The following is a 25108-nucleotide window of genomic DNA, read 5'->3' as shown; positions in this document are numbered from 1 at the left end:
CGGACGAAAAAAAACCTCGCACGAGGCGAGGTTCATTCCGGACGGCGGCGGCGCGCTCGGCCGCACGCGTCAGGCGGGCATCAGTCGCGGCGTGCGCGCGTGGGCGCTTCCTGGGCCTTCTGCCGCGCTTCGAGCCACATCGCGTTGACGATGCCGAACGACAGCGCGACGCCGATACCGAGAATCCAGCTGAAATACCACATGGTCCGACTCCTTGCGAAACGGTGGGCGAGGGCGCGGGCGCGCCCCGGCCCGGTTCTTCAATACATCGAGTGCTTGTTTTCCTCGAGCGTCTGGCGCGTGACCTTGCCGCGCATCACGCGATACACCCAGCTCGTGTAGAGCAGCACGATCGGCAGGAACACGATCACCGCGAACAGCATCACCTGCAGCGTCATGTGGCTCGACGTCGAATCCCACACGGTCAGGCTGCTGCGCGGGTCGAGCGACGACGGCATGATGAACGGGAACATCGAGAAGCCCGCGGTCAGGATCACGCCGGCGATCATCAGCCCCGTGCAGAAGAAGGCCGTCTTCTCCTGCTTCGAGCCTGCGAGCAGCATCGCGAGCAGGCCGCCCGCGATGCCGACGACGGGCGCCGCGATCATCCACGGGAATTCGCCGTAGTTCGCGAGCCACAGGCCCGAGCCGGCGGCGACGTCCTTGAGCAGCGGGTTCGCGACGGTGTCGTTCGGCGCGGCGTGCGTGATGTGGAAGCCGCCGACATACGATGCGATCAGCACGCCGGCCAGCGCGAACAGCACGACCGCGAGGAACGACGCCACGCGCAGCGCGATCGACGCACGGCGCGCGATCACGCCGTCGGTCTTCATCTTGATGAACGCGGCGCCGTGCGCGACGAGCATCGTGAGGCTGACGAGCCCGCACAGCAGCGCGAACGGGTTCAGCAGCGCCCAGAAGCCGCCGTAGTAGGTCACGCGCAGGTCGCTGTCGAACTTGAACGGCACGCCCTGCAGCAGGTTGCCGAACGCGACGCCGAACACGAGCGCCGGCACGAAGCCGCCGACGAACAGGCCCCAGTCCCAGCCGGCGCGCCAGCGCGGGTCCGGCCGCTTGCTGCGGTAGTCGAAGCCCACCGGCCGGAAGAACAGCGCGAACAGCACGAGCAGCATCGCGAAGTAGAAGCCGGAGAACGACGCCGCGTAGACGAGCGGCCAGGCGGCGAACATCGCGCCGCCGGCCGTGATCAGCCACACCTGGTTGCCTTCCCACGTCGCGCCGACGGTGTTGACGATGATGCGGCGCTCGTCGTCGGTCTTGCCGAGGAACGGCAGCAGCGCGGTCGCGCCCATGTCGAAGCCGTCGGTGACGGCGAAGCCGATCAGCAGCACGCCGACGAGCAGCCACCAGATCAGCTTGAGAGTTGCATAGTCCATAGCGATTCCTTGTTCGGTTTCAGGTGCGTGCTCACGCCGGGGCGCGCTCGCTGGCGGCTGCGAGTTCGTGGTGATAGCGGCCGGTATGCAGCGACGACGGGCCGAGGCGCGCGTACTTGAACATCAGCTTGATCTCGATGACGAACAGGGCGGTGTAGAACAGGATGAAGCCCGCGAGACTCAGGTACAGGTCGGACGGCTGCAGGCTCGACGCGGACAGGTGCGTCGGCAGCACGCCGGCGATCGTCCATGGCTGGCGGCCGAGCTCGGCGACGATCCAGCCGAATTCGATCGCGATCCACGGCAGCGGGATCGCCCACACCGCATAGCGCAGGAACCAGCGGCGGTTGTCCTGCAGCAGTTCGCGGCGTGCGCAGAACCAGAACGCGGCAATGAACGTCGCGACGAACAGGAAGCCGAGGGCCACCATGATCCGGAACGAGAAGAACACGGGCGCGACCGGCGGGATCGTCTTCTTCGCGGCGGCCTTGATCTGCTCGGGTGTCGCATCGACCACGTTCGGCGTGAACTGCTTGAGCATCAGCCCGTAGCCGAGATACTGCTTGTGCTGGTCGAACAGCGCGCGGGTCGCGTCGCTCGTGTCGCCCTGCTTGATCTTCTGCAGCGCGCCGTACGCGACCATCCCGCTCTGGATGTGCTCCTCGCTGTGCTTCGCGAGCTCGCGCAGGCCGACCACCGGTTCGTCGATCGAGCGCGTCGCGATCAGGCCGAGCGCGTACGGGATCTTGATCGCATAGTCGGTGCGCTGTTCTTCCTGGTTCGGAATCCCGATCAGCGTGAACGAGGCGGGCGCCGGCTGCGTTTCCCATTCGGATTCGATCGCGGCGAGCTTCATCTTCTGCACTTCGCCGGTCGTATAACCCGATTCGTCGCCGAGCACGATCACGCACAGCGTCGCCGCGAGGCCGAAGCCGGCCGCGACCGCGAACGAGCGCAGCGCGAAGTCGACGTCGCGCTTCTTCAGCAGGTACCACGACGACACGCCGAGCACGAACATCGCCGCCGACACGTAGCCGGCCGACACCGTGTGCACGAACTTCACCTGCGCGACGGGGTTGAACAGCACGTCGAACAGGCTCGTCATCTCCATGCGCATCGTCTGGTAGTTGAACTCGGCGCCGACCGGGTTGTTCATCCAGCCGTTGGCGACCAGGATCCACAGCGCGGACAGGTTCGAGCCCAGCGCGACGAGGAACGTGACCATCAGGTGCTTGACCTTCGACAGGCGGTTCCAGCCGAAGAAGAACAGGCCGACGAACGTCGATTCGAGGAAGAACGCCATCAGGCCTTCGACCGCGAGCGGTACGCCGAAGATGTCGCCGACATAGTGCGAGTAGTACGACCAGTTCGTGCCGAACTGGAATTCGAGCGTGATGCCGGTCGTCACGCCCATCGCGAAGTTGATCCCGAACAGCTTGCCCCAGAACTGGGTCATGTCCTTGTAGACCTGTTTGCCGGTCATCACGTAGACGGCTTCCATAATGACGAGCAGCCAGGACAGGCCGAGCGTCAACGGCACGAACAGGAAGTGGTAGAGCGCCGTGATGCCGAACTGCAGACGTGACAGATCGACGACTTCACTACTTATCATGGTGGTCTCCCTCGGTAGATGCAGGCGCCGGTACCGAGAGCAGCTTCTCGGCCACGGCGGCAGGCGGAAGCGACATGTGCTCGGCCTGCGGATGATTGAAGAATGCGTATTTGAGCGACATCAGGAGGATCAGCTTGACGATCAGTACCAGGGTGATGTCGCGGGCGAGGGTCGGGCCGCGTGCCCACGCGGCGATGCGCGCGCGCCAGCCGATCGTGCCGGGCGGTCGCGGGGACGGCGGCGGCGCAGGCCTTTTATTGATCGAGATCAAGGCGATTATCCTGAATCGATTTACGTCGGATTTGGGGCGACTTTACGTCGGATTTATGACGGCCGTGAAGCTGTTTTAATCCTTTTGCGCCTGACATGCCAATTTTAAAAGGACGGCTTTCCGAAGCCGAGTGCTGCACTGCGGCAGACCGTCGCGAAACGCGGGGCAAAAGTTGAGGCAGATCAAGCTTATGCGGAAGGGGCCCGGAAACGACCATATACCTGATGAATCAGGTCAATTAATCGGCGGAGAAACGGGCGGAAAAGCAGGCGGAGAAACGCGTGCGGAAGCGTGTGAAAACACGCGAAAAGACGGGCGAAAAAAAACCGCTGCCGGAGGGGCAGCGGTTTTCGATGAGGCACTCTGAATCGCCGGGGATTTACGCGTATTCGGCGAGGGCAGTGCGCATCTTTTTCATCGCGCTCGCTTCGATCTGGCGGATGCGTTCCGCCGATACGCCGAATTCGGCCGCGAGATCGTGCAGCGTCGAGCCGCCCGAGCCGTCGTCGTCGACGTGCAGCCAGCGCGCCTCGATGATGCGGCGGCTGCGCGCGTCGAGTGCCTCGAGCGCCTGCGCGATGCCGTCCGTCTGCAGCATGTCGCGCTGACGTGCGGCGAGCACGGCGGTCGGCTCGTTATGCGAGTCGGCCAGGTAGGCGATCGGCGCGTACGACTCCTCGCCGTCTTCCACTTGGCCCTCGAGCGCGATGTCGCCGCCCGACAGGCGCGTTTCCATCTCGGTCACTTCTTCGCGCTTGACGTTGAGCTCCTGCGCGAGACCGTCGATTTCCTCGGGCGTCATCGCCTGCATGGACTTCTTGTGGCTGCGCAGGTTGAAGAACAGCTTGCGCTGCGCCTTCGTCGTCGCGACCTTCACCATGCGCCAGTTGCGCAGGATGTACTCGTGGATCTCGGCCTTGATCCAGTGGATCGCGTACGACACCAGGCGCACGTTTTGCGCCGGGTCGAAGCGCTTCACCGCCTTCATCAGGCCGATGTTGCCTTCCTGGATCAGGTCGCCGTGCGGCAGGCCGTAGCCGAGATAGTTGCGCGCGATCGACACGACCAGACGCAGGTGCGACAGCACGAGGCGGCGCGCCGAGTCGAGGTTGTTGTCTTCGCGGAATTCGGTTGCGTACTGGCGTTCCTCTTCGGCGGTCAGCAGCGGGATGCGGTTGACGGCCTGGATATACGCGTCGATGTTGCCGAGCTGGCCGGGCAACATCGATTGGGCTGCGAGCGCCAGCGAGCCTGCCGATTCGGCCTTGGCCGGCGCCGGGCTCAGGGTATTCGGGAGGGTCAGGGCGTTGCTCACTAAAAAACTCCTTTGGAATCAGGGACAAACCCCCGGTCTCGAATGAGATTCCGTGGGCCATCTTAGCACTCCCGCAAGACGAGTGCTAATTCCTTAGAGCGGGCGTGGGCATCCGAGTTCCCGTTTTTTCTATCAAAGAAGTCGAGCCGATAGTCTAATCTGCGACACGAGGTGCGGCGCGAAGTTCCGTAAGCCGTTGTTTCTGATGGTAATCGGTAGACGATTTCGATTTTTGTCGTTTTGGAAGGAAGCCATTTCGCTTCGTGATGCCGATCCGAAAAGTCCTTTACCATACCATTCAGTTCGCTCGGGCCAGGCCGTCGCGGCCGGCTCCATTCAACCCAAAAAGTTGGAGTGTCAGAATGAACAACAAGAAGAATCGCCGACCCCGCAGCCGGCTGGCGCTGCATGCGTTGCTGGCGGCGTCACTTCTGGGCGGATCGGGCGCGGCGTTCGCGGATCGATGGGGAATCCAGGCGGGTGGCGGGTTTTCGGATCGTCGCGGGATCGACAAGGGCGATCTCGGTGTCGTGTGGGATCCGGGCTGGAACTGGTGGCAGGTCGGCGGCTGGCACTTCGCGTTCGTCGTCGAAGGGCACGTCGGCTACTGGCACACGGGCGGCAACGTCCACAGCAGCATCGGCGAATTCGGCGTGACGCCGATGTTCCGCTTCATCAGGAGCGCGGGGGAGGTTCGCCCGTTCATCGAGGCCGGCGGTGGTGTCCGGCTCCTGACTCATCCGACGATTTCGAACAATTTCTCGCTGTCGACCGCGTTCCAGTTCGCACCGACCGCGGGCGTCGGCGTGCAGTTCGGCCAACGGCAACAGTATCAGGTCGGCTACCGTTTTGAACATGTGTCTAACGCGGGTATCAAAGAGCCGAATCCTGGTATAAATTTCCACCAGTTCTACGTGCAGTACAACTTCTGATCCGCACGCCCGCGCACGGCGGGCGCGTTGCCGAGGAGTCAGGCGATGGCGAAGGTGGTCGATGCGATCCGCGCGCTCGAGCGCGATCGGTTCCGGGCGATGGTGGACGGGGACGGCGAGGCGCTCGACGCGCTGCTGTCGGACAAGGTGTTCTTCGTACACACCAACGGCAAACGCGAAACCAAGCAGCAGTTCATCGATGCCATCGTTGCCGGCCGCCGCCGCTACCGCCAGATCGAGATCCAGTCGCAGGACGTGCTGCCGGCCGGCGGCGAAACCTGCGTCGTCACCGGGCGCGCGTTGATCGAGATGGAAACGAACAACGGCGGCCTGGTGTTCCCGATTGCCTATACGTCCGTCCATACCGAGGAGCAGGGGCGCTGGTGCCTGCTCGCGTGGCAGGCGACGCGGTGCGCGACCGAGACATGAGCGCGCGTCGCGCTCCTTTTCATGTCCCCCGATCGAGCGGCCTTCTGGGCCGCTTTTTGCTGGCCCGTGCGGCGCGGATCGCGCGGCGCACGGGCGGTCACGTCCCGCTCGCTGACGTCTGAACCCTGAGTCGATGCCGGGCCGTCAGGCCGCCGCGCGCCGATCCGCGCAGTGCCAGGCCGAACGGTTGATCGCGCTGACGACCGCGTCGAGCGCGGCGCTCGCCGCATCGGCATGCAGGCCGACGCCGTGCCGCAGCGGCGCGTCGCCGACCCGGCAGCCGGCCGATACCGCGAACCGTCCGTCCGTCGTGCGCACGGATTCGCACGACGCGACGTCGATCGCGGCGCCGGCGGCCGCCGCGAATGCCGCGGCGAAACGTCGCACGGTGTCTTCGGGCGTTGCATCGGCGGCGGGCGCCGCTGCCGCGATCTCGCGGTTCTGCCAGCGGGCGCCGCTGCCGTTGCGTGCGGCCGGGCCTTCGGTCTCGAAGAATTCGCGTGCGAACAGCGCGCAGATCGCGTCGCCCGTCACTTCCTCGCCCGATGCGTCGGCGAGTGTCTGCACCGCGTGACTGAATTCGATCTGCACGCGGCGCGTCGGCGTGAAGCCCATGCCGCGTTCGAGCAGGAACGTCGCGCCGCCCTTGCCGGACTGGCTGTTCACGCGGATCACCGCGTCGTAGCTGCGGCCGAGGTCGGCCGGGTCGATCGGCAGGTACGGCACTTCCCAGACCGCGTCGGGGCGCTGCTGCGCAAAGCCCTTGCGGATCGCGTCCTGGTGCGAGCCCGAGAACGCGGTGAACACGAGGTCGCCCGCGTACGGGTGGCGCGGATGCACGGGAATCTGGTTGCAGCGCTCGACGACGCGGCGCACCGCGTCGATGTCGGAGAAGTCGAGGCCCGGGTCGATGCCCTGCGTGTAGAGGTTCAGCGCGAGCGTGACGAGATCGACGTTGCCGGTGCGCTCGCCGTTGCCGAACAGGCAGCCTTCGATGCGGTCGGCGCCCGCGAGCAGCGCGAGTTCGGCCGCCGCGACCGCGGTGCCGCGATCGTTGTGCGGATGCACGGACAGCACGATGCTGTCGCGATACGCGAGGTTGCGGTCCATCCATTCGATCTGGTCGGCGAACACGTTCGGGCTCGCGGCTTCGACGGTGGCCGGCAGGTTGACGATCATCTTGTGGTCGCGGGTCGGGCGCCACGTCTGCGCGACCGCGTCGCAGATCTCGCGTGCGAACGTCAGCTCGGTCATGCTGAAGGTTTCCGGCGAGTACTGGAAGGTCCACTGCGTGTCGGGGCGCGCGACCGCGTGTTCCTTGATGATGCGCGTGCCGTCGATCGCGAGCGCCTTCACGTCGTTCTTCGACATCCCGAACACGATGCGGCGGAACGATGGGCACACCGCGTTGTACAGGTGCACGATCGCGCGCGGCACGCCTTCGAGCGCGTCGAACGTGCGGGCGATCAGGTCTTCGCGCGCCTGCACGAGCACCTCGATCGTCACGTCGTCGGGAATCCGCTTGTCGTCGATCAGCTTGCGGACGAAATCGAAGTCGGTTTGCGACGCCGACGGAAAACCGACTTCGATCTCCTTGAACCCGATCGCAACCAGCATCTCGAAGAACTCGAGCTTCTGCTCGATGCTCATCGGCTCGATCAGCGACTGGTTGCCGTCGCGCAGGTCGGTGCTCATCCACACGGGCGCACGCTCGATGGTGCGGGACGGCCAGCGGCGGCCATTGAGGCGGACGGGCTCGAACGGACGGTACTTGTCTTGCGGATTGCGCTGCATCTTCTGGACCTCGGGTCTCAAGTCGCGAGCGAAGACGGGCGGCATGGGCGACGGTTGGCGCTGCCTCGCACCGCCGCGCGCAATGGCGCCGCGGATGCGGATGATCTTCGCGAATCGGCCGACGGATAGACGGACGAATGCTGACGACTTCGGTTGTAAAAACTACGAGAGGGGTACTGCGAGGAACTGCTGGGAGGGACCGTGCGGACAGCACACGGCGCTACGACAGCCTTAGGCTAGTCGTAGCGATAGCGGCCGCGCTAGGCGGCCGGAGGTAATTCGGAGGGTGTTCGGAAAGGAACGCATGGCGACCACTCTATGCCAGGATGCGGCATTGTGTCAAATGGTCGGGATAAAGGGGCGGGGCGCCGCCCGTGCCGTCAGCGCGCGATACGGGCGATCTGCACGATCGTCGTGACCTGCCGCGCAACTGTGTCCGGCACCGGCACCTCGCCGCGCAGCACGGCGTCCGTCCACGCGGCCGTGGTCGCCGCATCGCGCGATTCGGGCAGCGCGACGGGCGGCGCGTCGGTCGACGAACGTTCGGCCTCGATCAGCGTGTCGCACACGCCGTCGTGCAGCCAGTCGACCTGCACCTGGCGCCGCGTGTCGGCGACGGCTTCGCCCTCGGTGCCGCGTGCGAGCAGCGCGCCGCCGAGCGCGGCGTCCGGATGATCGCGGAACAGTTGCGCGAGGCTGTCGCGGTACGGCGGATGCGTGTAGTTGACGAGCCGCAGCCCCGCCGGCGCGAACGGCTGCAGGATCTTCACGAGCGTGTGCGTCGAGTTGCGTACGCCGAGCACGCTGCGCATCGACAGCAGACGTGCGATGCGCGGTGCCAGGACTTCGACCGGCGCGAACGCGACGCGGCGCTCGGCGAGCATGTCCTCGATCGCATCGTGCGACGTCGACGGCGCGAGCGACAACGCCGAGAAAATTTCCGCGCTCGTCACGCGGCCCGGGTCGCGCGCCACGCCGTGAACGAGCACCGGCACGCCTTCGCGCGCGAGCAGCAGCGCGAGCAGCGGCACGAGGTTCGGCTGCTTGCGCGCACCGTTGTAGCTCGGGATCGCGACCGGGCGGAACGCGGCGTCCTGCACGTGCACGGGCTCGAACGAGGCCTGCGCGGCGGCGAGCATCGCGGCCAGCTCGTCGGCGGATTCGCCCTTCAGCCGGTAGGCGATCAGGATCGCGCCGAGTTCGACGTCCGACACGCGCGCGTCGAGCATCGCGCGATAGAGCTCGAACGTGTCCTCGGCGGACAGCGCGCGCGCGCCGTTCGGGCCGCGGCCGATTTCCTTGATGAAGCGGGCGCACGGGAACGGAGCGGTGGCGGGATCGTGGGAAGCGGTCATCGGTACGTGGAGCGGGCGGCCGGCATCGGGCCGCGCGGTGAGCGGTGAGGAATGCCCGAGTATCGCACGGGCGCAGGCGCGCATCGTGCCGCGCTACACTCTGGGTCCCGGCGGTGCGCGCGCCGGCTGCGCCGCGCCCGTGCCGTTGCCGGCCGAATACGACTACGAGAGACATCCCATGAAGCTCTACAGCTATTTCCGCAGTTCCGCGTCGTACCGCGTGCGGATTGCCCTGAACCTGAAGCAGCTGCCGTTCGACTATGTCCCCGTGCACATGCTGCGCGACGGCGGCGAGCAATTGAAGGATGCGTACCGCGCGCTGAATCCGGACGCGGTCGTGCCGACGCTGATCGACGACGACGCGACGCTGCAGCAGTCGCTCGCGATCATCGAATATCTCGAGGAAACCCATCCCGAGCCCGCGCTGCTGCCGAAGCAGCCGGTCGACCGCGCGTACGTGCGCGCGGTTGCGCTGCAGATCGCGTGCGAAATCCATCCGCTCAACAACCTGCGCGTGCTGAAGTACCTGAAGCACACGCTGAAGGTGCCCGAGGACGCGAAGAACGCGTGGTACCGGCACTGGATCGAGGCCGGCTTCGAGACGCTCGAGACGCGTCTCGCGGGCGATCCGCGCACCGGCAAGCTGTGCTTCGGCGACACGCCGACGCTCGCCGACGTGTGCCTCGTGCCGCAGGTGTTCAACGCGAACCGCTTCTCGATCGATACCACGCGTTTTCCGACGATCCAGCGGATCGTCGACCATGCCGCGACGCTTGACGCGTTCAAGGCCGCTGAACCCGGCGTGCAGCCCGACGCGGAATGAGCACGGCGCGCCCGCTTCGAGCGTGGGCGGGCGCGAGCGCGCATGAAAAAGGGCGCCCGAAGGCGCCCCGTGCGATGCGTGCCGGCGAGGTTCAGCCGAGCAGCGCGTCCGCGAATTCCACCGCGCTGAACGGCTGCAGGTCCTCGACCTTTTCGCCGACGCCGATGAAGTAGACGGGTACCGGGCGTTGCCGCGCGATCGCGGCGAGGATCCCGCCCTTCGCGGTGCCGTCGAGCTTCGTGACGATCAGGCCCGTGAGGCCGAGCGCGTCGTCGAATGCCTTTACCTGCGTGAGCGCGTTCTGGCCGGTGTTCGCGTCGATCACCAGCAGCACTTCGTGCGGCGCGCCGTCGTGCGCCTTCGAGATCACGCGCTTCACCTTCTTCAGCTCTTCCATCAGGTGAAGCTGCGTCGGCAGGCGGCCGGCCGTGTCGGCCATCATCACGTCGATCTTGCGCGCGCGCGCGGCGCTGACGGCATCGAAGATCACCGCGGCCGGATCGCCGCTTTCCTGCTGCACGACCGTCACGTTGTTGCGCTCGCCCCAGACCGCGAGCTGTTCGCGTGCGGCCGCGCGGAACGTGTCGCCCGCGGCCAGCAGCACCGACTGGTCGAAGCTCTGCAGATGCTTCGCGAGCTTGCCGATGCTGGTCGTCTTGCCTGCGCCGTTTACGCCGGTGATCATCATGACGAGCGGCTGCGCGCGGCCGAGCATCAGCGATTTCTCGAGCGGCGCCAGCAGCTCGACGAGCAGGTCGTGCAGGGCGTCCTTCACCTGCTGCGGGTCGGTCAGCCGGCCCGTGCGCACCTTTTCGCGCAGCGCGCCGAGCAGGTACTCGGTCGCATCGACGCCCGCGTCGGACATCAGCAGCGCGGTTTCGAGCTCTTCGTACAGGTCCTCGTCGATCTTCGTGTTGACGAAGACGCCGGTGATGCTCGAGCCCGTCTTCGCGAGCCCCGTTTTCAGGCGCGCGAGCCACGACTTCTTCGCGGAGGCATCCTGCAGCGGTGGCGGGACGATCTCGACCGTCTCGACGACTTCGTCGCGGCCGTCGTTGGTCGGCGTGACCGTCATCACGACGGCCGGTGCGGCCGGTTGTGCGGGCGCCTGCGGCACGTCGGCCGCGGGCGGGGCCTCGAGCGCGGGCGCGTCGGACGATTCGTCCGCTTGCTGCGCGTCGGCCGATTGCGATTCCGCCGGATCGGGCTCCTGCGATTTCTTGAATCGTTTGAAGAAACTGAACATGGTCTGACGTCGGGAAGAGGGCAGGCCCGCTGAGAAGAGCGGGGCGCTGGACGGGCCGTTGTGCGTTCGCGCGGGCGCGGCGCACGGCGGCCGAAACCGTGCATTTTATCAGTGCGGCGTGGCGCCCGCGTCAGTGGGCGCCGCCGCTGTGGTAACGTGCGCCTGTTTGGCGGTGCGCCCCTGCGCGCGCCCGGTCCCTCCGTCGTCGATATTCCGTATGTCCCGTTCCTCTTCCGGCCGCCCGGCGGCCCCTCCTGCCCGCGGCAAGCCGCACACGATCCGCATCATCGGCGGCGACTGGAAGCGCACGCCGCTCGCGGTGCTCGATCTCGACGGCCTGCGGCCGACGCCCGATCGCGTGCGCGAGACGCTGTTCAACTGGCTCGGCCAGGATCTCGAAGGCCGCCGCTGCCTCGACCTGTTCGCGGGCACCGGTGCGCTCGGCTTCGAGGCCGCATCGCGCGGCGCGGCGAGCGTCGTGATGGTCGAGCGCCATCCGCGCGCCGCGCAGCAGCTGCGGGCGATCAAGGACAAGCTCGGCGCGCGCTCGGTCGAGGTGGCCGAGGCCGACGCGCTGCGGCTCGCGGCCGGGCTCACGCCCGGTGCGTTCGACGTCGTGTTCCTCGATCCGCCGTTCGGCGAACCGGCCGTGCTCGATCGCGCGATCGCGCTGGCGGCGCCGCTCGTCGCGGCGGGCGGCGCGCTGTACGTCGAAACGGGGGCGGAACTCGCCCCGGCCGCTCATGACGCGCTCGCCGGCTGGCAGGTGGTGAAGCACGGCAAGGCGGGGGCGGTTCACTATCATTTGCTGCGGCGCGAAAATGATGAATAATGCGCGTTCCATACGAGGCGGCGCGCCGCAAAGGCGACGCATGCCCATCTCGGCAGTGGCGTGCGCATCGCGCGGCTGCCATCCCGTTTGCGTGATGACAGGAGGAGCGACATGGTAGTCGCCGTGTATCCCGGTACGTTCGATCCGCTGACGCGCGGGCACGAAGACCTCGTGCGGCGTGCGTCGAGCATTTTTGATACGCTGGTTGTGGGCGTCGCCGACAGCCGCGCGAAAAAGCCGTTCTTCTCGCTCGAAGAACGTCTGACGATTGCGAACGAGGTGCTCGGCCATTATCCGAACGTGAAGGTGATGAGTTTCACTGGCCTCCTGAAGGATTTCGTCCGGACCAACAACGCGCGGGTGATCGTGCGCGGCCTGCGCGCCGTGTCGGATTTCGAATATGAGTTCCAGATGGCGGGGATGAACCGCTACCTGCTGCCCGATGTCGAGACGATGTTCATGACGCCGTCCGATCAGTACCAGTTCATCTCGGGCACGATCGTGCGCGAAATCGCGCAGTTGGGCGGCGATGTCAGCAAGTTCGTGTTCCCGTCCGTCGAAAAGTGGCTGACCGAGAAAGTGACGGCGATGGGAGGCCCTGCCGCGTAATGCGGCGCCGGCCGGTTTCGTCGTGAAGCCGGCCGTTGGCCTGAAGAAGTGAGATCAGTATGGCTTTGATGATTACCGACGAGTGCATCAATTGCGACGTGTGCGAGCCCGAGTGCCCGAACGGTGCGATTTCGATGGGCCCGGACATCTACGTGATCGACCCGAACAAGTGCACCGAGTGCGTCGGCCATTTCGACGAACCGCAGTGCCAGCAGGTGTGTCCGGTCGAATGCATTCCGCGCGATCCGCAGCATGACGAATCGCACGCGCAATTGATGGAGAAGTATCACGCGCTGATCGCCGTGAAAGGCGACGACGCGTCGTGATCCGGCGGTGACGCGCGCCCGTTGACTGGCGAGCGCGCGTTCCGCTTTCAGATCGGCGCCGTCCGGCGCCGGTTCTTCCGTGTCAGGCCAGCAGCTCGCGCAGTGCCGCGACGAGCGCATCGCATTCGGCATCGGTGCCGACCGTGATGCGCAGGTGCTGGTCGATCCGCGGCAGCCGGAAGTGCCGCACGAAAATTTCCCGTTCCTTCAGCTTCGCCGCGATCGTGCCCGCATCGTGCGCGGGATGACGCGCGAACACGAAATTCGCGGCCGACGGCACGATGTCGAAGCCGAGCGCGTCGAGCGCGTGCGTGAGCCGCGTCCGGCTGTCGACCACGCGCCGGCAGGTCGCGTCGAAATAGTCGGTGTCTTCATACGCGGCCTGCGCGGCGACCTGCGCGAGCCGGTCGAGCGGATAGGAGTTGAAGCTGTCCTTCACGCGGTTCAGCGCGTCGATCAGCGCCGCATCGCCGAACGCGAAGCCGACGCGCATGCCCGCGAGCGAGCGCGCCTTCGACGTCGTGTGCACGACGAGCAGGTTCGGATGACGGTCGATCAGCGTAATCGCCGACTGCGCGCCGAAGTCGACATACGCCTCGTCGATCACGACGACCGATGACGGATTCGCGGCCGCGATCCGCTCGACGTCCGCGAGCGGCAGCGCGCGCCCGGTCGGCGCATTCGGGTTCGGAAACAGCACGCCGCCGGCGTCGTCGAGATAGTCTTCGACGCGGATCGAGAAGTCGTCCGCGAGCGGCACGATCGTGGTCTCGACGCCGTACAGGCGCGCGTAGGTCGGATAAAAGCTGTACGTGATGTCCGGGAAGCGCAGCGGCCGGTCGTGCTTCAGTAGCGCCTGGAACGTGTGCGCGAGCACCTCGTCGGAGCCGTTGCCGACGAACACCTGCTCTGGCTCGATGCGATGATGGGCCGCGACCGTCTCGCGCAGGGCGCGCGCGACCGGGTCCGGATAGCGGCGCAGCGTGTCGCCGGTCGTGCCGAGTTCGCGTGCGATCGCCGCGACGACGCGCGGCGACGGCGGATAGGGATTCTCGTTGGTGTTCAGCTTGACGGGGTGCGCGAGCGCGGGCTGCTCGCCCGGCACGTAAGGCACGAGTTGCTGAACGACGTCGCTCCAGTAACGGCTCACCGCTTGGCTCCTGTCGGGCAAAACGTCGAGATTACCGCATGTGCGCGTCGTGGTGGGGCGGACGGCCCGATGCACCGGGCCGGTGCGAGCCCAGATCAGTTGCGATGCAGCTGCATCGTAGCCCGGTCGAGTTCGCCCTTGACGACCATCGGCATCACGGCGAGCGCGCGTTCGATCGACGCGTCGATCACGTCCTGCTCCTCGCGGCGCGGCGGTTTCAGCACGAAGTTCGCGACGTCGGGCTTCGCGCCGGCGCGCGCGCTTTCCGGAATCAGGTCGCGCGGATGGCCGATGCCGATCCGCAGCCGCCAGTACTGCTGCGACGACAGGTGCGCGGTGATGTCCTTCAGGCCGTTGTGGCCGCCGCTGCCGCCGCCGAGCTTCAGCTTCACGGTGCCGGGCGGCAGGTCGAGTTCATCGTGCGCGACGAGGATCTGGTCGGGCAGGATCTTGAAGAATTGCGCGAGCGCGACGACCGACTGGCCGGAGCGGTTCATGTAGGTCTGCGGCTCGAGCAGATGGACTTCCTCGCCGTGCAGGCGCGCTTTCGCGTAGAAGCCGTGGAAGCGGCGTTCGTCGCGCAGCGTCGCGCCGGCTTCGCGGGCGAGCTGGTCGATCAGCCAGAAGCCGGCGTTGTGGCGCGTCGCGGTGTATTCCGCCCCGGGATTGCCGAGGCCGACGATCAGTTTGATCATGACGTTTCGAAGGCGGCAGCGGCCGCCTGGGCGCAGAAAAAGAAAAACCCGCCGGGCAAGCCGCGGCGGGTTGCGTCGACCGTTTCGTGAAACGGATCGATGGGGCGAGCAGGCAGCCGCTTAGGCAGCCGGCGTTTCGCCTTCAGCTGCGTCCGACACGGCACCAGCCGGGATCGTCGCCGATGCGACAACCGGGTTTTCCGCGTCGACGTGCGCGACCAGCACGACGCCCTTCGGCAGCGTGATGTCCTTCGCATGCAGCGATTGACCGGCTTCGATCTTCGACAGGTCGACTTCGAGGAACTCCGGCAGGTCAGCCGGCAGGCACTCGATTTCGATTTCCGTCGCGACGTGCGAAACAATCGCGCTCGACAGCTTCACGGCCGGGCTGATTTCCGCGTTCAGGAAGTGCAGCGGAGCCTTCGTGTGCAGCTTCTTCTTCGCGTCAACGCGCTGGAAGTCCACGTGCAGCACCAGTTGCTTGAACGGGTGGTATTGCACGTCGCGCAGCAGGACCTGTTGCGACTGGCCAGCCACTTCGAGGTCGAGGATCGACGAGTGGAAAGCTTCCTTCTTCAGGGCGTGCCACAGGGCGTTGTGATCGAGTTCGATCTTTTGCGGGGCTGCTTCGCCACCGTAAACGATACCCGTGGTCTTACCAGCGTTGCGCAGGCGGCGGCTCGCACCCGTACCTTGCTCTTGGCGCTCGAAAGCGACGACTTTCATATGATTCTCCAATAGCTGCCCGCGACCAGGCAGTAAAACGGGGCCGTCAAACGGCGGCCCCTGATGAAACGGCCGGGGTTTCGTCTATCCCGTCCGATTGTGCAAAAAGCGAAGCGTTGCCGCTTCGCTTTCCGCGCATACTTTGTTCAGTCGATTCGCGATCAGGATTCCGCGAACAACGACATCACCGAATCGCCGCGGCGGATCCGTGAGAACGTCTCGGCCAGGAGGCTCGCGCTCGTCAGCGAGCGGATCTTCGAGCAGGCCAGCGATTCGGCCGACAGCGGGATCGTATCGGTGACGACCAGCTCGTCGAGTGCCGATGCGGCGATGCGATCTGCGGCACCGCCCGACAGCACGGGGTGCGTCGCGTACGCGAACACCTGCTTCGCACCGCGGTCCTTCAGCACTTGCGCGGCCTTGCAGAGCGTGCCGGCCGTGTCGACCATGTCGTCCATGATCACGCAGGTGCGGCCTTCGACTTCACCGATGATGTTCATCACTTCGGCGACGTTCGCCTTCGGGCGACGCTTGTCGATGATCGCGAGATCGCAGTTGAGCTGCTTCGCGAGTGCCCGGGCACGCACCACGCCGCCGACGTCCGGCGACACGACGAGCAGATCCGAGTAGTTCTGCTTGCGCAGGTCACCCAGCAGGATCGGCGTTGCGTAGATGTTGTCGACCGGGATGTCGAAGAAGCCCTGAATCTGGTCGGCGTGCAGATCCATCGTGATGATCCGCTCGACGCCGGCGATTTCCAGCATGTTCGCGACGACCTTCGCCGAGATCGCGACGCGCGCCGAACGCGGGCGTCGATCCTGACGGGCATAGCCGAAGTAGGGGATGGCTGCGGTGATCCGGCCGGCGGATGCGCGCTTCAGCGCATCGACCATGATCATCAGTTCCATCAGATTGTCGTTCGCCGGTGCGCACGTGGATTGCAGGACGAAAACGTCCTTGCCGCGCACGTTTTCCTGGATCTCGACCTGGATTTCGCCGTCGGAGAAACGGCTGACCATTGCTTTGCCGAGGGGAATACCAAGGATACTGACGACTTCCTGGGCGAGCGCGGGATTCGCGTTGCCAGTAAAGACCATCAGGCCATCATGGCTGTGGCTGCTCATCGTGCACCTGCTTCAGGCTTGGGCGGGAAATGCGGGAAAATTTTTGGCAGGGGAGGAAGGACTCGAACCCTCGCATGCCGGAATCAAAATCCGGTGCCTTGACCAACTTGGCGACTCCCCTACACTTAACTGACTGCTTCACCGAACTCGTGTAGGCCGTTCGGCAAAGTAAAACTTCATGACGCGAAAGCGAAGAGCGGATGCTCGTTCAGACTCTCGGCAACTGCGCCATTCCAACTGGCGGGCAGCTTGGCTTTCGCCGCTTCTGCCTCGTGCTTGCTGTGAAACGCTGCAAACACGCTTGCTCCGGAGCCGGTCATCCTCGCGGGGGTCAAATCATACAACCATTTAACCGCCTGCGCAACTTCCGAGTACTTCCTTGTTACAACTTCCTGCATATCGTTTTGGCCGAAGCTATCTGGCCATCCCGCATCGCTGGTTTGCTGTGCAAGAAAGTCAGCAATTGTGACGGGCTTCGTATCTCTTGTCAACAACTCATCTGAAAATATTTCAGCGGTGGGGACATGAACGCTTGGCGTCACAACCAAGAACCAGCGAGTCGGCAATTGTACCTCAGCTAATTCTTCTCCGATACCCTCTGCGAACGCATTTTTTCCAAAAATAAAAAACGGGACGTCTGCACCGAGCTTGACCGCGAGCGACTGGAGTTCGGCGCGCGGCAGGTCGAGCTGCCACAGGCGGTTCAGCGCGAGCAGCGTCGTCGCCGCGTCGGAGCTGCCGCCGCCAAGGCCGGCGCCCATCGGCAGGCGCTTGTCGATCTCGATGTCGACGCCGTGCGCGGTGCCCGTATGCGCTTTCAGCAGGTTGGCCGCGCGCACGACGAGATCGCTTTCCTCGGGCACGCCGGGCACATCGGTGACGCGCGCGACACGGCCGTCGTCGCGCAGCGTGAAGTGCAGCGTATCGCCCCAGTTCAGCAGCTGGAACACGCTCTGCAGATCGTGATAGCCGTTCGGACGACGGCCGGTGATGTGCAGGAACAGGTTGAGTTTCGCGGGCGCAAGGCAGTTGCGCAGCGAGCGGGTCGAATCGGTCATGCGTAGGTCTGGGCTGGGCCGGTGCTCACTGGTCGAGCACGAGCTTGATGTCGAGCGGCGGTGTCGCGCGCACGAGGTTGACGCGTTTGACGCCCGTGGCCGGGGCATCCGCGTAGGCAAGGTAGTCGATGGTCCAGCCGTCCTGGCGGATCTGCTTGACGCGCGTGTCGTCGGCTGGGTCGCGCACGGTTTCCGCGTGCGTCGCGGGCGCGGCCGTCGGCAGCAGCCAGTAGCGCAGGCCGGCAAGCGGCAGCTCGAAGCCGAGGGTCTTCTGCATCAGGTCGCCGACATCCGGTGCATATTGCGTCGGACGGTTCGGCAGTTCGAGCGAGGCCGCTTGCGGCGTCGATTTCACGATTGCGAGCGTCTGGCCGAGCGGGCTGCGCAGCTCGAGCGACACGTCGTCGCCGCGCTCCTGCCAGTCGAAGTTGCCGTACACGTGCTGCTGCTTGCCGAGACGGTCGTCGTACTGCACCGCGAAGCGGCCGTGGTAAGCGTGCGTCGCGGCCGTTTGCAGCACCGCGCCCGTCGCCGGCACGCTGGCCGACGGCGGCGTGCTCGCGCAGCCGGCGAGCGCGAGCGCCGCGCCGGCCGCGGCCAGCGTGCGCTGCGCGCGGGAGGACAGGGAAAGCGTCGGGAACATCCGCATCAGAGACCGTTGACCTGGAGGCGCTTCAGCGTCTGCACGAGCGTGTCGTTGTCGGGTTCGAGCTTCTGCGCGTCGCGCCACGCGGTACGCGCGTCGTCCTGCGCGCCGCTCTTCCACAGCACTTCGCCGAGGTGCGCGCCGATTTCGGCGTTCGGCTGCAGCTCGTACGCGCGCCGCAGGACCTTCGTCGCGCCGGCCGTGTCGCCCATCCGGTACTTCACCCAGCCGAGGCTGTCCATGATGTACGCGTCGTTCGGCGCGAGCGCCATCGCCTTGTCGATCAGCTTGCTGGCCTCCGGCAGGCGCTGGTTGCGGTCGGCCAGCGAATAGCCGAGCGCGTTGTACGCCTGCGGGTTGTCGGGCTGCGTGCGAATCAGCTCGCGCAACTGCTTTTCCATCGTCGTGTAGTGGCCTGTCTTTTCGGCCGCCATCGCATAGTCGTAGCGCAGGTCGGGATCGTCCGGGAAGTCCTGGACGGCTTGCCCGAGGCGCGCTTCCGCTTCCGGATAGCGCTTCGCCGTGAACAGGATCGACGCGTCCGTGCGTGCGACCACGGCCGCGTCGCGCGGATCCGAGATCGGCAGGTTGTCGAGCACCTTGCGCGCCTCGTCGGTCTTGCCCTGTTTCTGCAGCAGCTGCGCGCGCGTGATCTGCGCGGGCAGGTAGTGCTGGCTCGTCTGGTCGACCTTGTCGAGCCACTGCGACGCCTGCGCGTCGTTGTTCTGGTCGATCGCGATCTGCGCGAGGTAGATGTAGCCCTGGCCGACGTCGAGGTTCGGCTGCTTGTCGCCGAGCTGTACGTACTGCTTCAGGTAGCCGGTCGCCTCGTCGAGTTTCTTCTGCTGGATCTTGATCAGCGCGAGCGCCATCAGCGGCGTCGGATCCTTCGCGTCGAGCTTGCGCATCGTCTCGAACTGTTTCTGCGCGTCGTCGAGGCGATCGTCGGCGAGATACAGCTGCGACAGCGCGAGCCGCGCATCGCGCGACTTCGGATTCTGCTGAACATACTTTTCGAACGACGCGATGCCGGCCGCGCGTTCCGCCGGCCCCATCTGCGACAGCATCAGCGCCGCCGGCAGGTAGTCGGGGCGCAGCGCCAGCGCCTGCTTCAGCGACTGCGCGGCGCCGTCCTTGTCGTCGACCGCGAGCTGTTGCCGTGCGATCGCGAGCTGCGCCTCGGGCCGGTTCATGTCGTTTTTCAGCATGTCCTTCAGCACTGCGAGGCCGCCGACGCGGTCGGAGCCGCGCACGAGCAGCGCCTGCAGCGCGAGGATCGCCGGGCCGCGCGTCTCGCCGGTCGCGCGGGCCAGCTCGCGCGCGAGCATCGGCTGCGCGTCGGCCGGCTTGCCGGCGAGCACCAGCAGCGCGGCGTCGACCTGCGACGCCCGGTTCGAATCCGGCGCGTATTGGCGCCACAGGTTCGCGGCGGACAGCGCGTCGGCCGGGCTCTGCGCGCCGAGCGCGATCTCGGTCGCGCGCTGCGCCATGCGCGGATCGCGCGTGTCGCGGGCAAGCGCGAGGTAGGTCTGGTAGGCCGGCGCCGGCTGGTTGCGCTGGAGCGCGACCTCGGCGGCGAGCACCTGGTAGACGATCTGGCTCGTCAGCGGCACACCGGGGAGATTCTTCTGCTCGTCCGGCATCACATGCTCGAACGCGCCCTGCGGCTCCGCGTCGTCCGATGCCGGATCTTGCGCGTGGGCCGGGAAGGCGGTGAGGGTCCAGGCGGCAAACAGCGCGGCGCCGAGTGCACGTCGGACCGGGAAGGCGCGCACGCCGCGCACGGCGGCGGGGCGCTTCTGAAGCAGCTTCGAGGGCAGAGTCATGGAAATCCGTTCGATGTTTCAACCGATTGTAACGCGCTCGCTACAATACACGCACGATCGTGATGGGGTCCCGCTACCTGTGGAACCCACATGCGAATGCCCGAAATCGTCCGCCGCGCGTGGTGCCACGCGGGCGATTTCGGGCATTCGCGTGTTTGATCCGGCGAAGCCGCGAGAACGGACGTTCTCGCGGCGGCGCATAGTGTGTTCCATAGTAAACAGACCGTAGCCTCAGACCCGTAAAACATGCCAGAGTTGCCAGAAGTCGAAGTCACGCGCCGGGGCATCGAGCCCTTTGTCGCGGGCCGCCGCGTCGAGCGTGTCGACGTCCGTACAGCGATGCTGCGCTGGCCCGTGCCGGCGGAGCTCGCCGAGCAGTTGCGCGCGCGCGAGGTGCTCGCCGTCGAGCGCCGCGGCAAGTATCTGCTGTTCGAGGTCGATGCCGGCTGGTTCATCGTCCATCTCGGCATGACGGGCACGCTGCGCGTGCTGCCCGCGGCCGGCGTGCCGGTCGCCGCGAAGCACGACCACATCGACTGGATCTTCGACGAATTCGTGCTGCGGTTCCGCGATCCGCGCCGCTTCGGCGCCGTGCTGTGGCACCCGCGCGAAGCGGGCGACGTGCATGCGCACCCGCTCCTCGCGAGCCTCGGCGTCGAGCCGTTCTCGCCCGCGTTCACCGGTGCGCTGCTGCACGCGCGCACGCGCGGCCGCACGGTGTCGGTCAAGCAGGCGCTTCTCGCGGGCGACATGGTCGTCGGCGTCGGCAACATCTATGCGTCGGAGAGCCTGTTTCGCGCCGGCATCCGGCCGACGACGGCCGCCGGCAAGGTCTCGCTGCCGCGCTACGAGCGGCTGGCCGACGCCGTGCGTGCGACGCTGGCCGACGCGATCGAGCGCGGCGGCAGCACGTTGCGCGATTTTGTCGGCAGCAACGGCGAAAGCGGCTATTTCCAGCTCGACTGTTTCGTCTACGACCGGGCGGGCCAGCCGTGCCGCGTGTGCGGCACGCCGATCCGCCAGATCGTGCAGGGCCAGCGGTCGACCTATTTCTGTCCGACCTGCCAGCGTTGAAACCCTTTTCCACAATTAGACAACTTGAAGCCGCCCCGCATCGCTCCCGCTCCGTTCCCCGTCACGCCGCTGCATCGCACGTTCGCCACGCGCCTGGTCGCGTGGCAGCGCGAGCACGGCCGCCACGACCTGCCGTGGCAGAACACTCGCGATCCGTACCGGATCTGGCTGTCGGAAATCATGCTGCAGCAGACGCAGGTGTCGACCGTCATCCCTTACTACACGCGCTTTCTCGAACGCTACCCCGACGTCGCCGCGCTCGCGGCTGCGCCGACCGACGACGTGATGGCGCTATGGGCCGGGCTCGGCTACTACTCTCGCGCCCGTAACCTGCACCGCTGCGCGCAGGTCGTCGTCGCCGAGCATGGCGGCGCGTTTCCGGCGACGCCCGACGCGCTGGCCGAACTGCCGGGCATCGGCCGCTCGACGGCCGCGGCGATCGCATCGTTCGCCTATGGTGCGCGCGCGACGATCCTCGACGGCAACGTGAAGCGCGTGCTTGCGCGTGTGTTCGGCGTCGAGGGGTTTCCGGGCGAGAAGCGCGTCGAGAACGACATGTGGGCGCTCGCCGAATCGCTGCTGCCCGACGCCGCGAACGCCGCTGACGTGAGTGCCTATACGCAGGGGCTGATGGATCTCGGCGCGACGCTGTGCGTGCGCGGCAAGCCCGATTGCGCGCGCTGCCCGTTCGCGGGCGACTGCGTCGCGCAATCGACGGGCCGCCAGCGCGAACTGCCGGCCGCGCGGCCGAAGAAGGCCGTGCCGACGCGCAAGACCTGGATGCTCGTGCTGCGCGACGGCGACGCGGTGCTGCTGGAGCGACGTCCGCCGACCGGCATCTGGGGCGGGCTGTGGAGCCTGCCGCAAGCGGACGGTGATGCCGCACTCGCGGAGCTCGCCCGCGATTTCGGCGGCGGCGGTACGGTGCCGCTCGCACCGCTCACGCACACGTTCACGCATTTCCGGCTGGAGATCGAGCCGCGGCTGAGCGACATGACGAGCAGCGGCGGATTGCCTTCGTCCGCACGGGACGCCGATACCGCGTGGGTGCCGCTGGGCCGGCTCGATGCGTACGGCGTGCCGGCGCCCGTGCGCAAGCTGCTCGACGCGCTGAGCGGGTCGCTGCTGTAAGCCGAAGGGGGAGGGGTGCTGCGCCGGTCGCACGCCCGGAAGCGTCGGACTACCGGGCTTGCGTCACGTAGTAGCCCGGAGTTTTACAGCCAGCCGTGCCGGTCGAGCACGTGGTGCACGGCGTCGATGCGTGCCCCGACGTCCGGAAACTCCATCAGCTTCTGCCGCGCACGCAGGTCGAGCGGCAGCAGTTCCGCGAGGCGGTTCGACACCCAGCTCGGATCGTCGAGGCGGAATGGTTCGCCGAACGGCATTTTGTCCGGATCGGACTTCTTCAGTGCGTTGATGATGCGCTCGAGCACCTCGGCGCACGAGCCGAACTGCGCGAGCGCCTGCTCGCCTTCGAGCGGGACGTCGTCGGGCAGCGGCTCCGCGATGCCGACCAGCAGCCCGTTGCCTTCGACGCGATACGACAGCAGCTCGAAACGCTGCGTGCCGACCGCCTGCAGGTACAGCATCCCGAATTCACCGGTATCGCACTCGGTGATGCGCGCCATGCAGCCGATGGTCTCGGGCACCGATACGGCGCCGTCCTGCGCGACTTCGGGCCCGCTCTTCAGCAGGCACACGCCGAACGGCGCGTCATCGCGCAGGCACGCGCGGGACATGTCGAGATAGCGCGCCTCGAACACCTTGAGCGGGAGCAGGCCGCCCGGAAACAATACCGTGTGCAGTGGAAACAGCGGCAGGTCGATCAGGGTGGTCGATAGGGAGGACATGGCGCGCTGACAAGGGAGCGGGCGTCGCTAGGGTCGGGCGACCTCGGAGACGAGCCGCGACGACGCGTCGACATCCACTGGCGCGTCACGATGCCGCACGATCACGTTCGCCTCATGCGCGAGGCGCGCGGCGAGCGTTTCCGCGATGAACACCGAGCGATGCTGACCGCCCGTGCAGCCGATGGCGACGGTCAGGTAGCTGCGGTTGTCATCACGGAAGTGCGGCAGCCATTTCATCAGGAACGCATGGATGTCGTCGATCATCTGGTGGACGATCGGCAGTGCGTCGAGAAAGGCGATGACCGGCTGGTCGAGCCCGGTGAGCGGGCGCAACTGGTGGTCGTAGTAAGGATTCGGCAGCGCGCGCACGTCGAACATCAGGTCGGCGTCGAGCGGCACGCCGCGCTTGAAGCCGAACGATTCGAACATGACCATCAGGTCGTTGTTCTTTTGCTCGATGAAGCGCTTGACCCACGTGCGCAGCGCGTTCGCGCGCAACGTGCTCGTATCGATCTGGTGGCCGAATTCGGCGAGCGGCGCGACGAGTTCGCGCTCGCGCTCGATCGCTTCCTCGAGCGACGACAGCAGGCCGACGTCCGCATCGTGCGACCGCGAGCCGGACAGCGGATGGCGGCGGCGTGTTTCGGAGAAGCGCTGGATCAGCGCTTGGGTGCTGGCGTTGAGGAACAGCACGCGCACGTCGTGCTCGCCCGACAGTTCGCGGATCAGGCCGGGCATTTCGTCGAGCGATGCGCTCGAGCGCGCGTCGATCGCGACCGCGAGCCGGCGCTGGCCGTTCTGGGCGAGGTAACGGGCGAGTTCGGGAAGCACGTGCGGCGGCAGGTTGTCGACGCAGTAATAGCCTGCGTCTTCGAGCGCGTTCAGCGCGACGGACTTGCCTGAGCCGGAGATGCCGGTGATAAGGACGATGCGCATGGGAAGCAGAGAATCCTGACGTTTCATCATAGCACCGGCTCGACGCGTCGGCGTTGCGTGGCCGGCGCGTGCGGGTTACACCAGTTTGCCGGGGAACTGACTGTCGGGATCTTGCATCGCGAGTCGTTGCCGATCCATGAAATCGCGCAACGTGTCGATTCCGCGCAACTGCAGGATCGTGTTCCGGACGGCCGCCTCGACCAGCACCGCGAGGTTGCGGCCGGCCGCGACCTGGATCGTGACCTTGCTGATCGGCAAGCCGAGCACGTCGACGGTCTGGCTTTCGAGCGGCAGGCGCTGGAATTCGCCGTCGGGGCGCCGCACGAGCTGGACGATCAGCTTCAGCTTCATTTTCCGCCGGACGGCGGTTTCGCCGAAGATCGTCTTGATGTCGAGCAGGCCGAGGCCGCGCACTTCGAGCAGGTTCTGCAGCAGCGGCGGGCAGCGCCCTTCGACGAAATCGGGGCCAAGTCGGACGAAATCGACTGCGTCGTCGGCGACGAGGCCGTGGCCGCGGCTGATCAGCTCGAGGCCGAGTTCGCTCTTGCCGAGGCCCGAATCGCCGGTGAGCAGCACGCCCATCCCGAGGATGTCGATGAACACGCCGTGCAGCGTCGCGCGCGGCGCGAGGATGCGCGACATGTAGAGCCGCAGGCTGTCGATCACCGCGGCCGCCGACATCGGCGTCGTGAACAGCGGGGTGGACGAGCGCGTGCAGCGCAGGACGAGCTCGGGCGGGGCCGCGGCGCCGCCGGCGACGACGAGGAACGGCGGTTCGAGGGCGATCAGCTCGGCCATGTGGCGCGAGCGGTCTTCGTCGGTCTGTCGCTGGTAGTAGTCGATTTCGGCTTCGCCGAGCACCTGGATCCGGTTCGGGTGGATCAGGTTCAGGTGGCCGACGAGGTCGGCGCTCGACGTCGCATTGCCGACCGTGTCGGCGGAAAAGCCGCGCTCCCAGCCTTCATGCCCCGTCAGCCAGCTCAGTTTCAGCGTGGCCGCGTTGTCGTCGAAGATGCTCTGGGCGTTGATGCTGGACGTATCCATGACTCTCGTCACTCCAATGAGCCGGTGCATGCGCGCGG

26 protein-coding genes and 1 tRNA gene are annotated in these 25108 nt (G+C 66.4%); 8 read left to right on the top strand and 19 right to left on the bottom strand.

Going from position 1 to position 25108, the window contains the following annotated elements; all coding sequences use genetic code 11:
• Window positions 1-80: 80 nt before the first annotated feature.
• The 5 genes from cydX to rpoH all read right to left on the bottom strand — a co-directional run bounded on the left by cydX (window position 81) and on the right by rpoH (window position 4595).
• A complete protein-coding gene (gene cydX / locus AC5LXX_RS14535; RefSeq protein ID WP_493409888.1) occupies window positions 81-203 on the bottom strand; it encodes a cytochrome bd-I oxidase subunit CydX in 123 nt (40 codons plus the stop codon).
• 57 nt (window positions 204-260) lie between these two features.
• Window positions 261-1397, bottom strand: a complete 1137-nt coding sequence (cydB, locus tag AC5LXX_RS14530) for a cytochrome d ubiquinol oxidase subunit II (protein WP_124452097.1) — start codon at window positions 1395-1397, stop codon at window positions 261-263.
• 31 nt (window positions 1398-1428) lie between these two features.
• Window positions 1429-3009, bottom strand: a complete 1581-nt coding sequence (locus AC5LXX_RS14525) for a cytochrome ubiquinol oxidase subunit I (protein WP_493409887.1) — start codon at window positions 3007-3009, stop codon at window positions 1429-1431.
• Window positions 2999-3280 (bottom strand): cytochrome oxidase putative small subunit CydP, encoded by a 282-nt coding sequence (gene cydP / locus AC5LXX_RS14520; RefSeq protein ID WP_493409886.1) that lies wholly within the window; start codon window positions 3278-3280, stop codon window positions 2999-3001. The genes AC5LXX_RS14525 and cydP overlap by 11 nt, the downstream gene beginning before the upstream one ends.
• A gap of 379 nt (window positions 3281-3659) precedes the next feature.
• Complete coding sequence (gene rpoH / locus AC5LXX_RS14515) at window positions 3660-4595, bottom strand: RNA polymerase sigma factor RpoH (protein WP_124452091.1); 936 nt, start codon at window positions 4593-4595, stop codon at window positions 3660-3662.
• Window positions 4596-4957: 362 nt separating this feature from the next.
• On the opposite strand from rpoH, the gene AC5LXX_RS14510 reads away from it, so the two are divergent.
• Together AC5LXX_RS14510 and AC5LXX_RS14505 are read left to right on the top strand one after the other, a co-directional pair.
• Complete coding sequence (locus AC5LXX_RS14510; protein WP_124452087.1) at window positions 4958-5527, top strand: acyloxyacyl hydrolase; 570 nt, start codon at window positions 4958-4960, stop codon at window positions 5525-5527.
• Between the two features lie 45 nt (window positions 5528-5572).
• On the top strand, window positions 5573-5956 hold the full coding sequence (locus tag AC5LXX_RS14505) for a nuclear transport factor 2 family protein (RefSeq protein ID WP_124452085.1): 384 nt from the start codon (window positions 5573-5575) through the stop codon (window positions 5954-5956).
• Window positions 5957-6100: 144 nt separating this feature from the next.
• On the opposite strand, the gene leuA is transcribed toward AC5LXX_RS14505, so the two are convergent.
• Both leuA and ybiB read right to left on the bottom strand, forming a co-directional pair.
• A complete protein-coding gene (gene leuA, locus AC5LXX_RS14500) occupies window positions 6101-7750 on the bottom strand; it encodes a 2-isopropylmalate synthase (protein ID WP_493409885.1) in 1650 nt (549 codons plus the stop codon).
• A 380-nt stretch (window positions 7751-8130) separates the two neighbouring features.
• A complete protein-coding gene (ybiB, locus tag AC5LXX_RS14495) occupies window positions 8131-9105 on the bottom strand; it encodes a DNA-binding protein YbiB (RefSeq protein WP_493409884.1) in 975 nt (324 codons plus the stop codon).
• A 178-nt stretch (window positions 9106-9283) separates the two neighbouring features.
• On the opposite strand from ybiB, the gene maiA reads away from it, so the two are divergent.
• The gene (gene maiA, locus AC5LXX_RS14490) at window positions 9284-9928 is read left to right on the top strand and encodes a maleylacetoacetate isomerase (RefSeq protein ID WP_124452079.1); all 645 of its coding nucleotides are present in this window, start codon (window positions 9284-9286) and stop codon (window positions 9926-9928) included.
• A gap of 91 nt (window positions 9929-10019) precedes the next feature.
• On the opposite strand, the gene ftsY is transcribed toward maiA, so the two are convergent.
• Entirely contained in the window at window positions 10020-11174 is a 1155-nt protein-coding gene (gene ftsY / locus AC5LXX_RS14485) for a signal recognition particle-docking protein FtsY (protein WP_493409883.1), read from the bottom strand.
• A 217-nt stretch (window positions 11175-11391) separates the two neighbouring features.
• Here ftsY and rsmD point away from each other — a divergent pair, with 217 nt between their 5' ends.
• The 3 genes from rsmD (at window position 11392) to AC5LXX_RS14470 (ending at window position 12941) form a co-directional block, all read left to right on the top strand.
• On the top strand, window positions 11392-12006 hold the full coding sequence (rsmD, locus tag AC5LXX_RS14480; protein WP_493409882.1) for a 16S rRNA (guanine(966)-N(2))-methyltransferase RsmD: 615 nt from the start codon (window positions 11392-11394) through the stop codon (window positions 12004-12006).
• Window positions 12007-12117: 111 nt separating this feature from the next.
• A complete protein-coding gene (gene coaD, locus AC5LXX_RS14475; RefSeq protein WP_021163047.1) occupies window positions 12118-12615 on the top strand; it encodes a pantetheine-phosphate adenylyltransferase in 498 nt (165 codons plus the stop codon).
• A gap of 59 nt (window positions 12616-12674) precedes the next feature.
• Window positions 12675-12941, top strand: coding sequence for a YfhL family 4Fe-4S dicluster ferredoxin (locus AC5LXX_RS14470; RefSeq protein ID WP_006477774.1), 267 nt, complete (start codon window positions 12675-12677; stop codon window positions 12939-12941).
• Window positions 12942-13023: 82 nt separating this feature from the next.
• Here the strand turns inward: AC5LXX_RS14470 and hisC are convergent, their stop codons facing one another.
• From hisC to AC5LXX_RS14430, 8 genes are all read right to left on the bottom strand, one after another.
• Window positions 13024-14091 carry a histidinol-phosphate transaminase gene (gene hisC, locus AC5LXX_RS14465; protein ID WP_493409881.1) on the bottom strand — a complete coding sequence of 356 codons (1068 nt, stop codon included), beginning with the start codon at window positions 14089-14091 and terminating at the stop codon, window positions 13024-13026.
• A gap of 95 nt (window positions 14092-14186) precedes the next feature.
• Window positions 14187-14786, bottom strand: a complete 600-nt coding sequence (gene pth, locus AC5LXX_RS14460; RefSeq protein WP_021163050.1) for an aminoacyl-tRNA hydrolase — start codon at window positions 14784-14786, stop codon at window positions 14187-14189.
• A gap of 120 nt (window positions 14787-14906) precedes the next feature.
• Window positions 14907-15512, bottom strand: a complete 606-nt coding sequence (locus AC5LXX_RS14455) for a 50S ribosomal protein L25/general stress protein Ctc (RefSeq protein WP_493409880.1) — start codon at window positions 15510-15512, stop codon at window positions 14907-14909.
• A 161-nt stretch (window positions 15513-15673) separates the two neighbouring features.
• On the bottom strand, window positions 15674-16636 hold the full coding sequence (locus AC5LXX_RS14450) for a ribose-phosphate pyrophosphokinase (RefSeq protein ID WP_059575643.1): 963 nt from the start codon (window positions 16634-16636) through the stop codon (window positions 15674-15676).
• Between the two features lie 44 nt (window positions 16637-16680).
• Window positions 16681-16757 (bottom strand) — tRNA-Gln (locus tag AC5LXX_RS14445).
• A 55-nt stretch (window positions 16758-16812) separates the two neighbouring features.
• On the bottom strand, window positions 16813-17694 hold the full coding sequence (gene ispE / locus AC5LXX_RS14440) for a 4-(cytidine 5'-diphospho)-2-C-methyl-D-erythritol kinase (RefSeq protein ID WP_493409879.1): 882 nt from the start codon (window positions 17692-17694) through the stop codon (window positions 16813-16815).
• Between the two features lie 25 nt (window positions 17695-17719).
• Window positions 17720-18343, bottom strand: a complete 624-nt coding sequence (lolB, locus tag AC5LXX_RS14435) for a lipoprotein insertase outer membrane protein LolB (RefSeq protein ID WP_493409878.1) — start codon at window positions 18341-18343, stop codon at window positions 17720-17722.
• On the bottom strand, window positions 18343-20166 hold the full coding sequence (locus tag AC5LXX_RS14430; protein ID WP_493409877.1) for a tetratricopeptide repeat protein: 1824 nt from the start codon (window positions 20164-20166) through the stop codon (window positions 18343-18345). The genes lolB and AC5LXX_RS14430 overlap by 1 nt, the downstream gene beginning before the upstream one ends.
• A gap of 246 nt (window positions 20167-20412) precedes the next feature.
• Here AC5LXX_RS14430 and mutM point away from each other — a divergent pair, with 246 nt between their 5' ends.
• On the top strand, window positions 20413-21240 hold the full coding sequence (gene mutM / locus AC5LXX_RS14425; RefSeq protein ID WP_493409876.1) for a bifunctional DNA-formamidopyrimidine glycosylase/DNA-(apurinic or apyrimidinic site) lyase: 828 nt from the start codon (window positions 20413-20415) through the stop codon (window positions 21238-21240).
• 24 nt (window positions 21241-21264) lie between these two features.
• A complete protein-coding gene (gene mutY, locus AC5LXX_RS14420) occupies window positions 21265-22371 on the top strand; it encodes an A/G-specific adenine glycosylase (RefSeq protein ID WP_493409875.1) in 1107 nt (368 codons plus the stop codon).
• An 83-nt stretch (window positions 22372-22454) separates the two neighbouring features.
• Here the strand turns inward: mutY and AC5LXX_RS14415 are convergent, their stop codons facing one another.
• The 3 genes from AC5LXX_RS14415 to hprK all read right to left on the bottom strand — a co-directional run bounded on the left by AC5LXX_RS14415 (window position 22455) and on the right by hprK (window position 25070).
• A complete protein-coding gene (locus tag AC5LXX_RS14415; RefSeq protein WP_493409874.1) occupies window positions 22455-23090 on the bottom strand; it encodes an LON peptidase substrate-binding domain-containing protein in 636 nt (211 codons plus the stop codon).
• A 27-nt stretch (window positions 23091-23117) separates the two neighbouring features.
• Window positions 23118-24026 carry an RNase adapter RapZ gene (gene rapZ / locus AC5LXX_RS14410; protein ID WP_124452055.1) on the bottom strand — a complete coding sequence of 303 codons (909 nt, stop codon included), beginning with the start codon at window positions 24024-24026 and terminating at the stop codon, window positions 23118-23120.
• A gap of 75 nt (window positions 24027-24101) precedes the next feature.
• Window positions 24102-25070, bottom strand: a complete 969-nt coding sequence (hprK, locus tag AC5LXX_RS14405) for an HPr(Ser) kinase/phosphatase (protein WP_011353227.1) — start codon at window positions 25068-25070, stop codon at window positions 24102-24104.
• Window positions 25071-25108: the final 38 nt, after the last annotated feature.

The sequence above is a fragment of the Burkholderia torrens genome (assembly GCF_984668525.1).
The sequence above is the reverse complement of the archived record's forward strand: the minus strand, read 5'-3'. Positions and strand labels throughout refer to the sequence as shown.

What these genes read in the sequence shown, in the direction of transcription:
- leuA (WP_493409885.1), bottom strand. Translation starts at nt 7,750, where the DNA reads ATGCAGCGCAATCCGCAAGACAAGTACCGTCCGTTCGAGCCCGTCCGC.
- AC5LXX_RS14415 (WP_493409874.1), bottom strand. Translation starts at nt 23,090, where the DNA reads ATGTCCTCCCTATCGACCACCCTGATCGACCTGCCGCTGTTTCCACTG.
- AC5LXX_RS14470 (WP_006477774.1), top strand. Translation starts at nt 12,675, where the DNA reads ATGGCTTTGATGATTACCGACGAGTGCATCAATTGCGACGTGTGCGAG.
- cydB (WP_124452097.1), bottom strand. Translation starts at nt 1,397, where the DNA reads ATGGACTATGCAACTCTCAAGCTGATCTGGTGGCTGCTCGTCGGCGTG.
- AC5LXX_RS14455 (WP_493409880.1), bottom strand. Translation starts at nt 15,512, where the DNA reads ATGAAAGTCGTCGCTTTCGAGCGCCAAGAGCAAGGTACGGGTGCGAGC.
- AC5LXX_RS14510 (WP_124452087.1), top strand. Translation starts at nt 4,958, where the DNA reads ATGAACAACAAGAAGAATCGCCGACCCCGCAGCCGGCTGGCGCTGCAT.
- rapZ (WP_124452055.1), bottom strand. Translation starts at nt 24,026, where the DNA reads ATGCGCATCGTCCTTATCACCGGCATCTCCGGCTCAGGCAAGTCCGTC.
- lolB (WP_493409878.1), bottom strand. Translation starts at nt 18,343, where the DNA reads ATGCGGATGTTCCCGACGCTTTCCCTGTCCTCCCGCGCGCAGCGCACG.
- AC5LXX_RS14505 (WP_124452085.1), top strand. Translation starts at nt 5,573, where the DNA reads ATGGCGAAGGTGGTCGATGCGATCCGCGCGCTCGAGCGCGATCGGTTC.
- mutM (WP_493409876.1), top strand. Translation starts at nt 20,413, where the DNA reads ATGCCAGAGTTGCCAGAAGTCGAAGTCACGCGCCGGGGCATCGAGCCC.
- ybiB (WP_493409884.1), bottom strand. Translation starts at nt 9,105, where the DNA reads ATGACCGCTTCCCACGATCCCGCCACCGCTCCGTTCCCGTGCGCCCGC.
- cydX (WP_493409888.1), bottom strand. Translation starts at nt 203, where the DNA reads ATGTGGTATTTCAGCTGGATTCTCGGTATCGGCGTCGCGCTGTCGTTC.
- coaD (WP_021163047.1), top strand. Translation starts at nt 12,118, where the DNA reads ATGGTAGTCGCCGTGTATCCCGGTACGTTCGATCCGCTGACGCGCGGG.
- rsmD (WP_493409882.1), top strand. Translation starts at nt 11,392, where the DNA reads ATGTCCCGTTCCTCTTCCGGCCGCCCGGCGGCCCCTCCTGCCCGCGGC.
- AC5LXX_RS14450 (WP_059575643.1), bottom strand. Translation starts at nt 16,636, where the DNA reads ATGAGCAGCCACAGCCATGATGGCCTGATGGTCTTTACTGGCAACGCG.
- ftsY (WP_493409883.1), bottom strand. Translation starts at nt 11,174, where the DNA reads ATGTTCAGTTTCTTCAAACGATTCAAGAAATCGCAGGAGCCCGATCCG.
- ispE (WP_493409879.1), bottom strand. Translation starts at nt 17,694, where the DNA reads ATGACCGATTCGACCCGCTCGCTGCGCAACTGCCTTGCGCCCGCGAAA.
- hprK (WP_011353227.1), bottom strand. Translation starts at nt 25,070, where the DNA reads ATGGATACGTCCAGCATCAACGCCCAGAGCATCTTCGACGACAACGCG.
- AC5LXX_RS14525 (WP_493409887.1), bottom strand. Translation starts at nt 3,009, where the DNA reads ATGATAAGTAGTGAAGTCGTCGATCTGTCACGTCTGCAGTTCGGCATC.
- maiA (WP_124452079.1), top strand. Translation starts at nt 9,284, where the DNA reads ATGAAGCTCTACAGCTATTTCCGCAGTTCCGCGTCGTACCGCGTGCGG.
- pth (WP_021163050.1), bottom strand. Translation starts at nt 14,786, where the DNA reads ATGATCAAACTGATCGTCGGCCTCGGCAATCCCGGGGCGGAATACACC.
- AC5LXX_RS14430 (WP_493409877.1), bottom strand. Translation starts at nt 20,166, where the DNA reads ATGACTCTGCCCTCGAAGCTGCTTCAGAAGCGCCCCGCCGCCGTGCGC.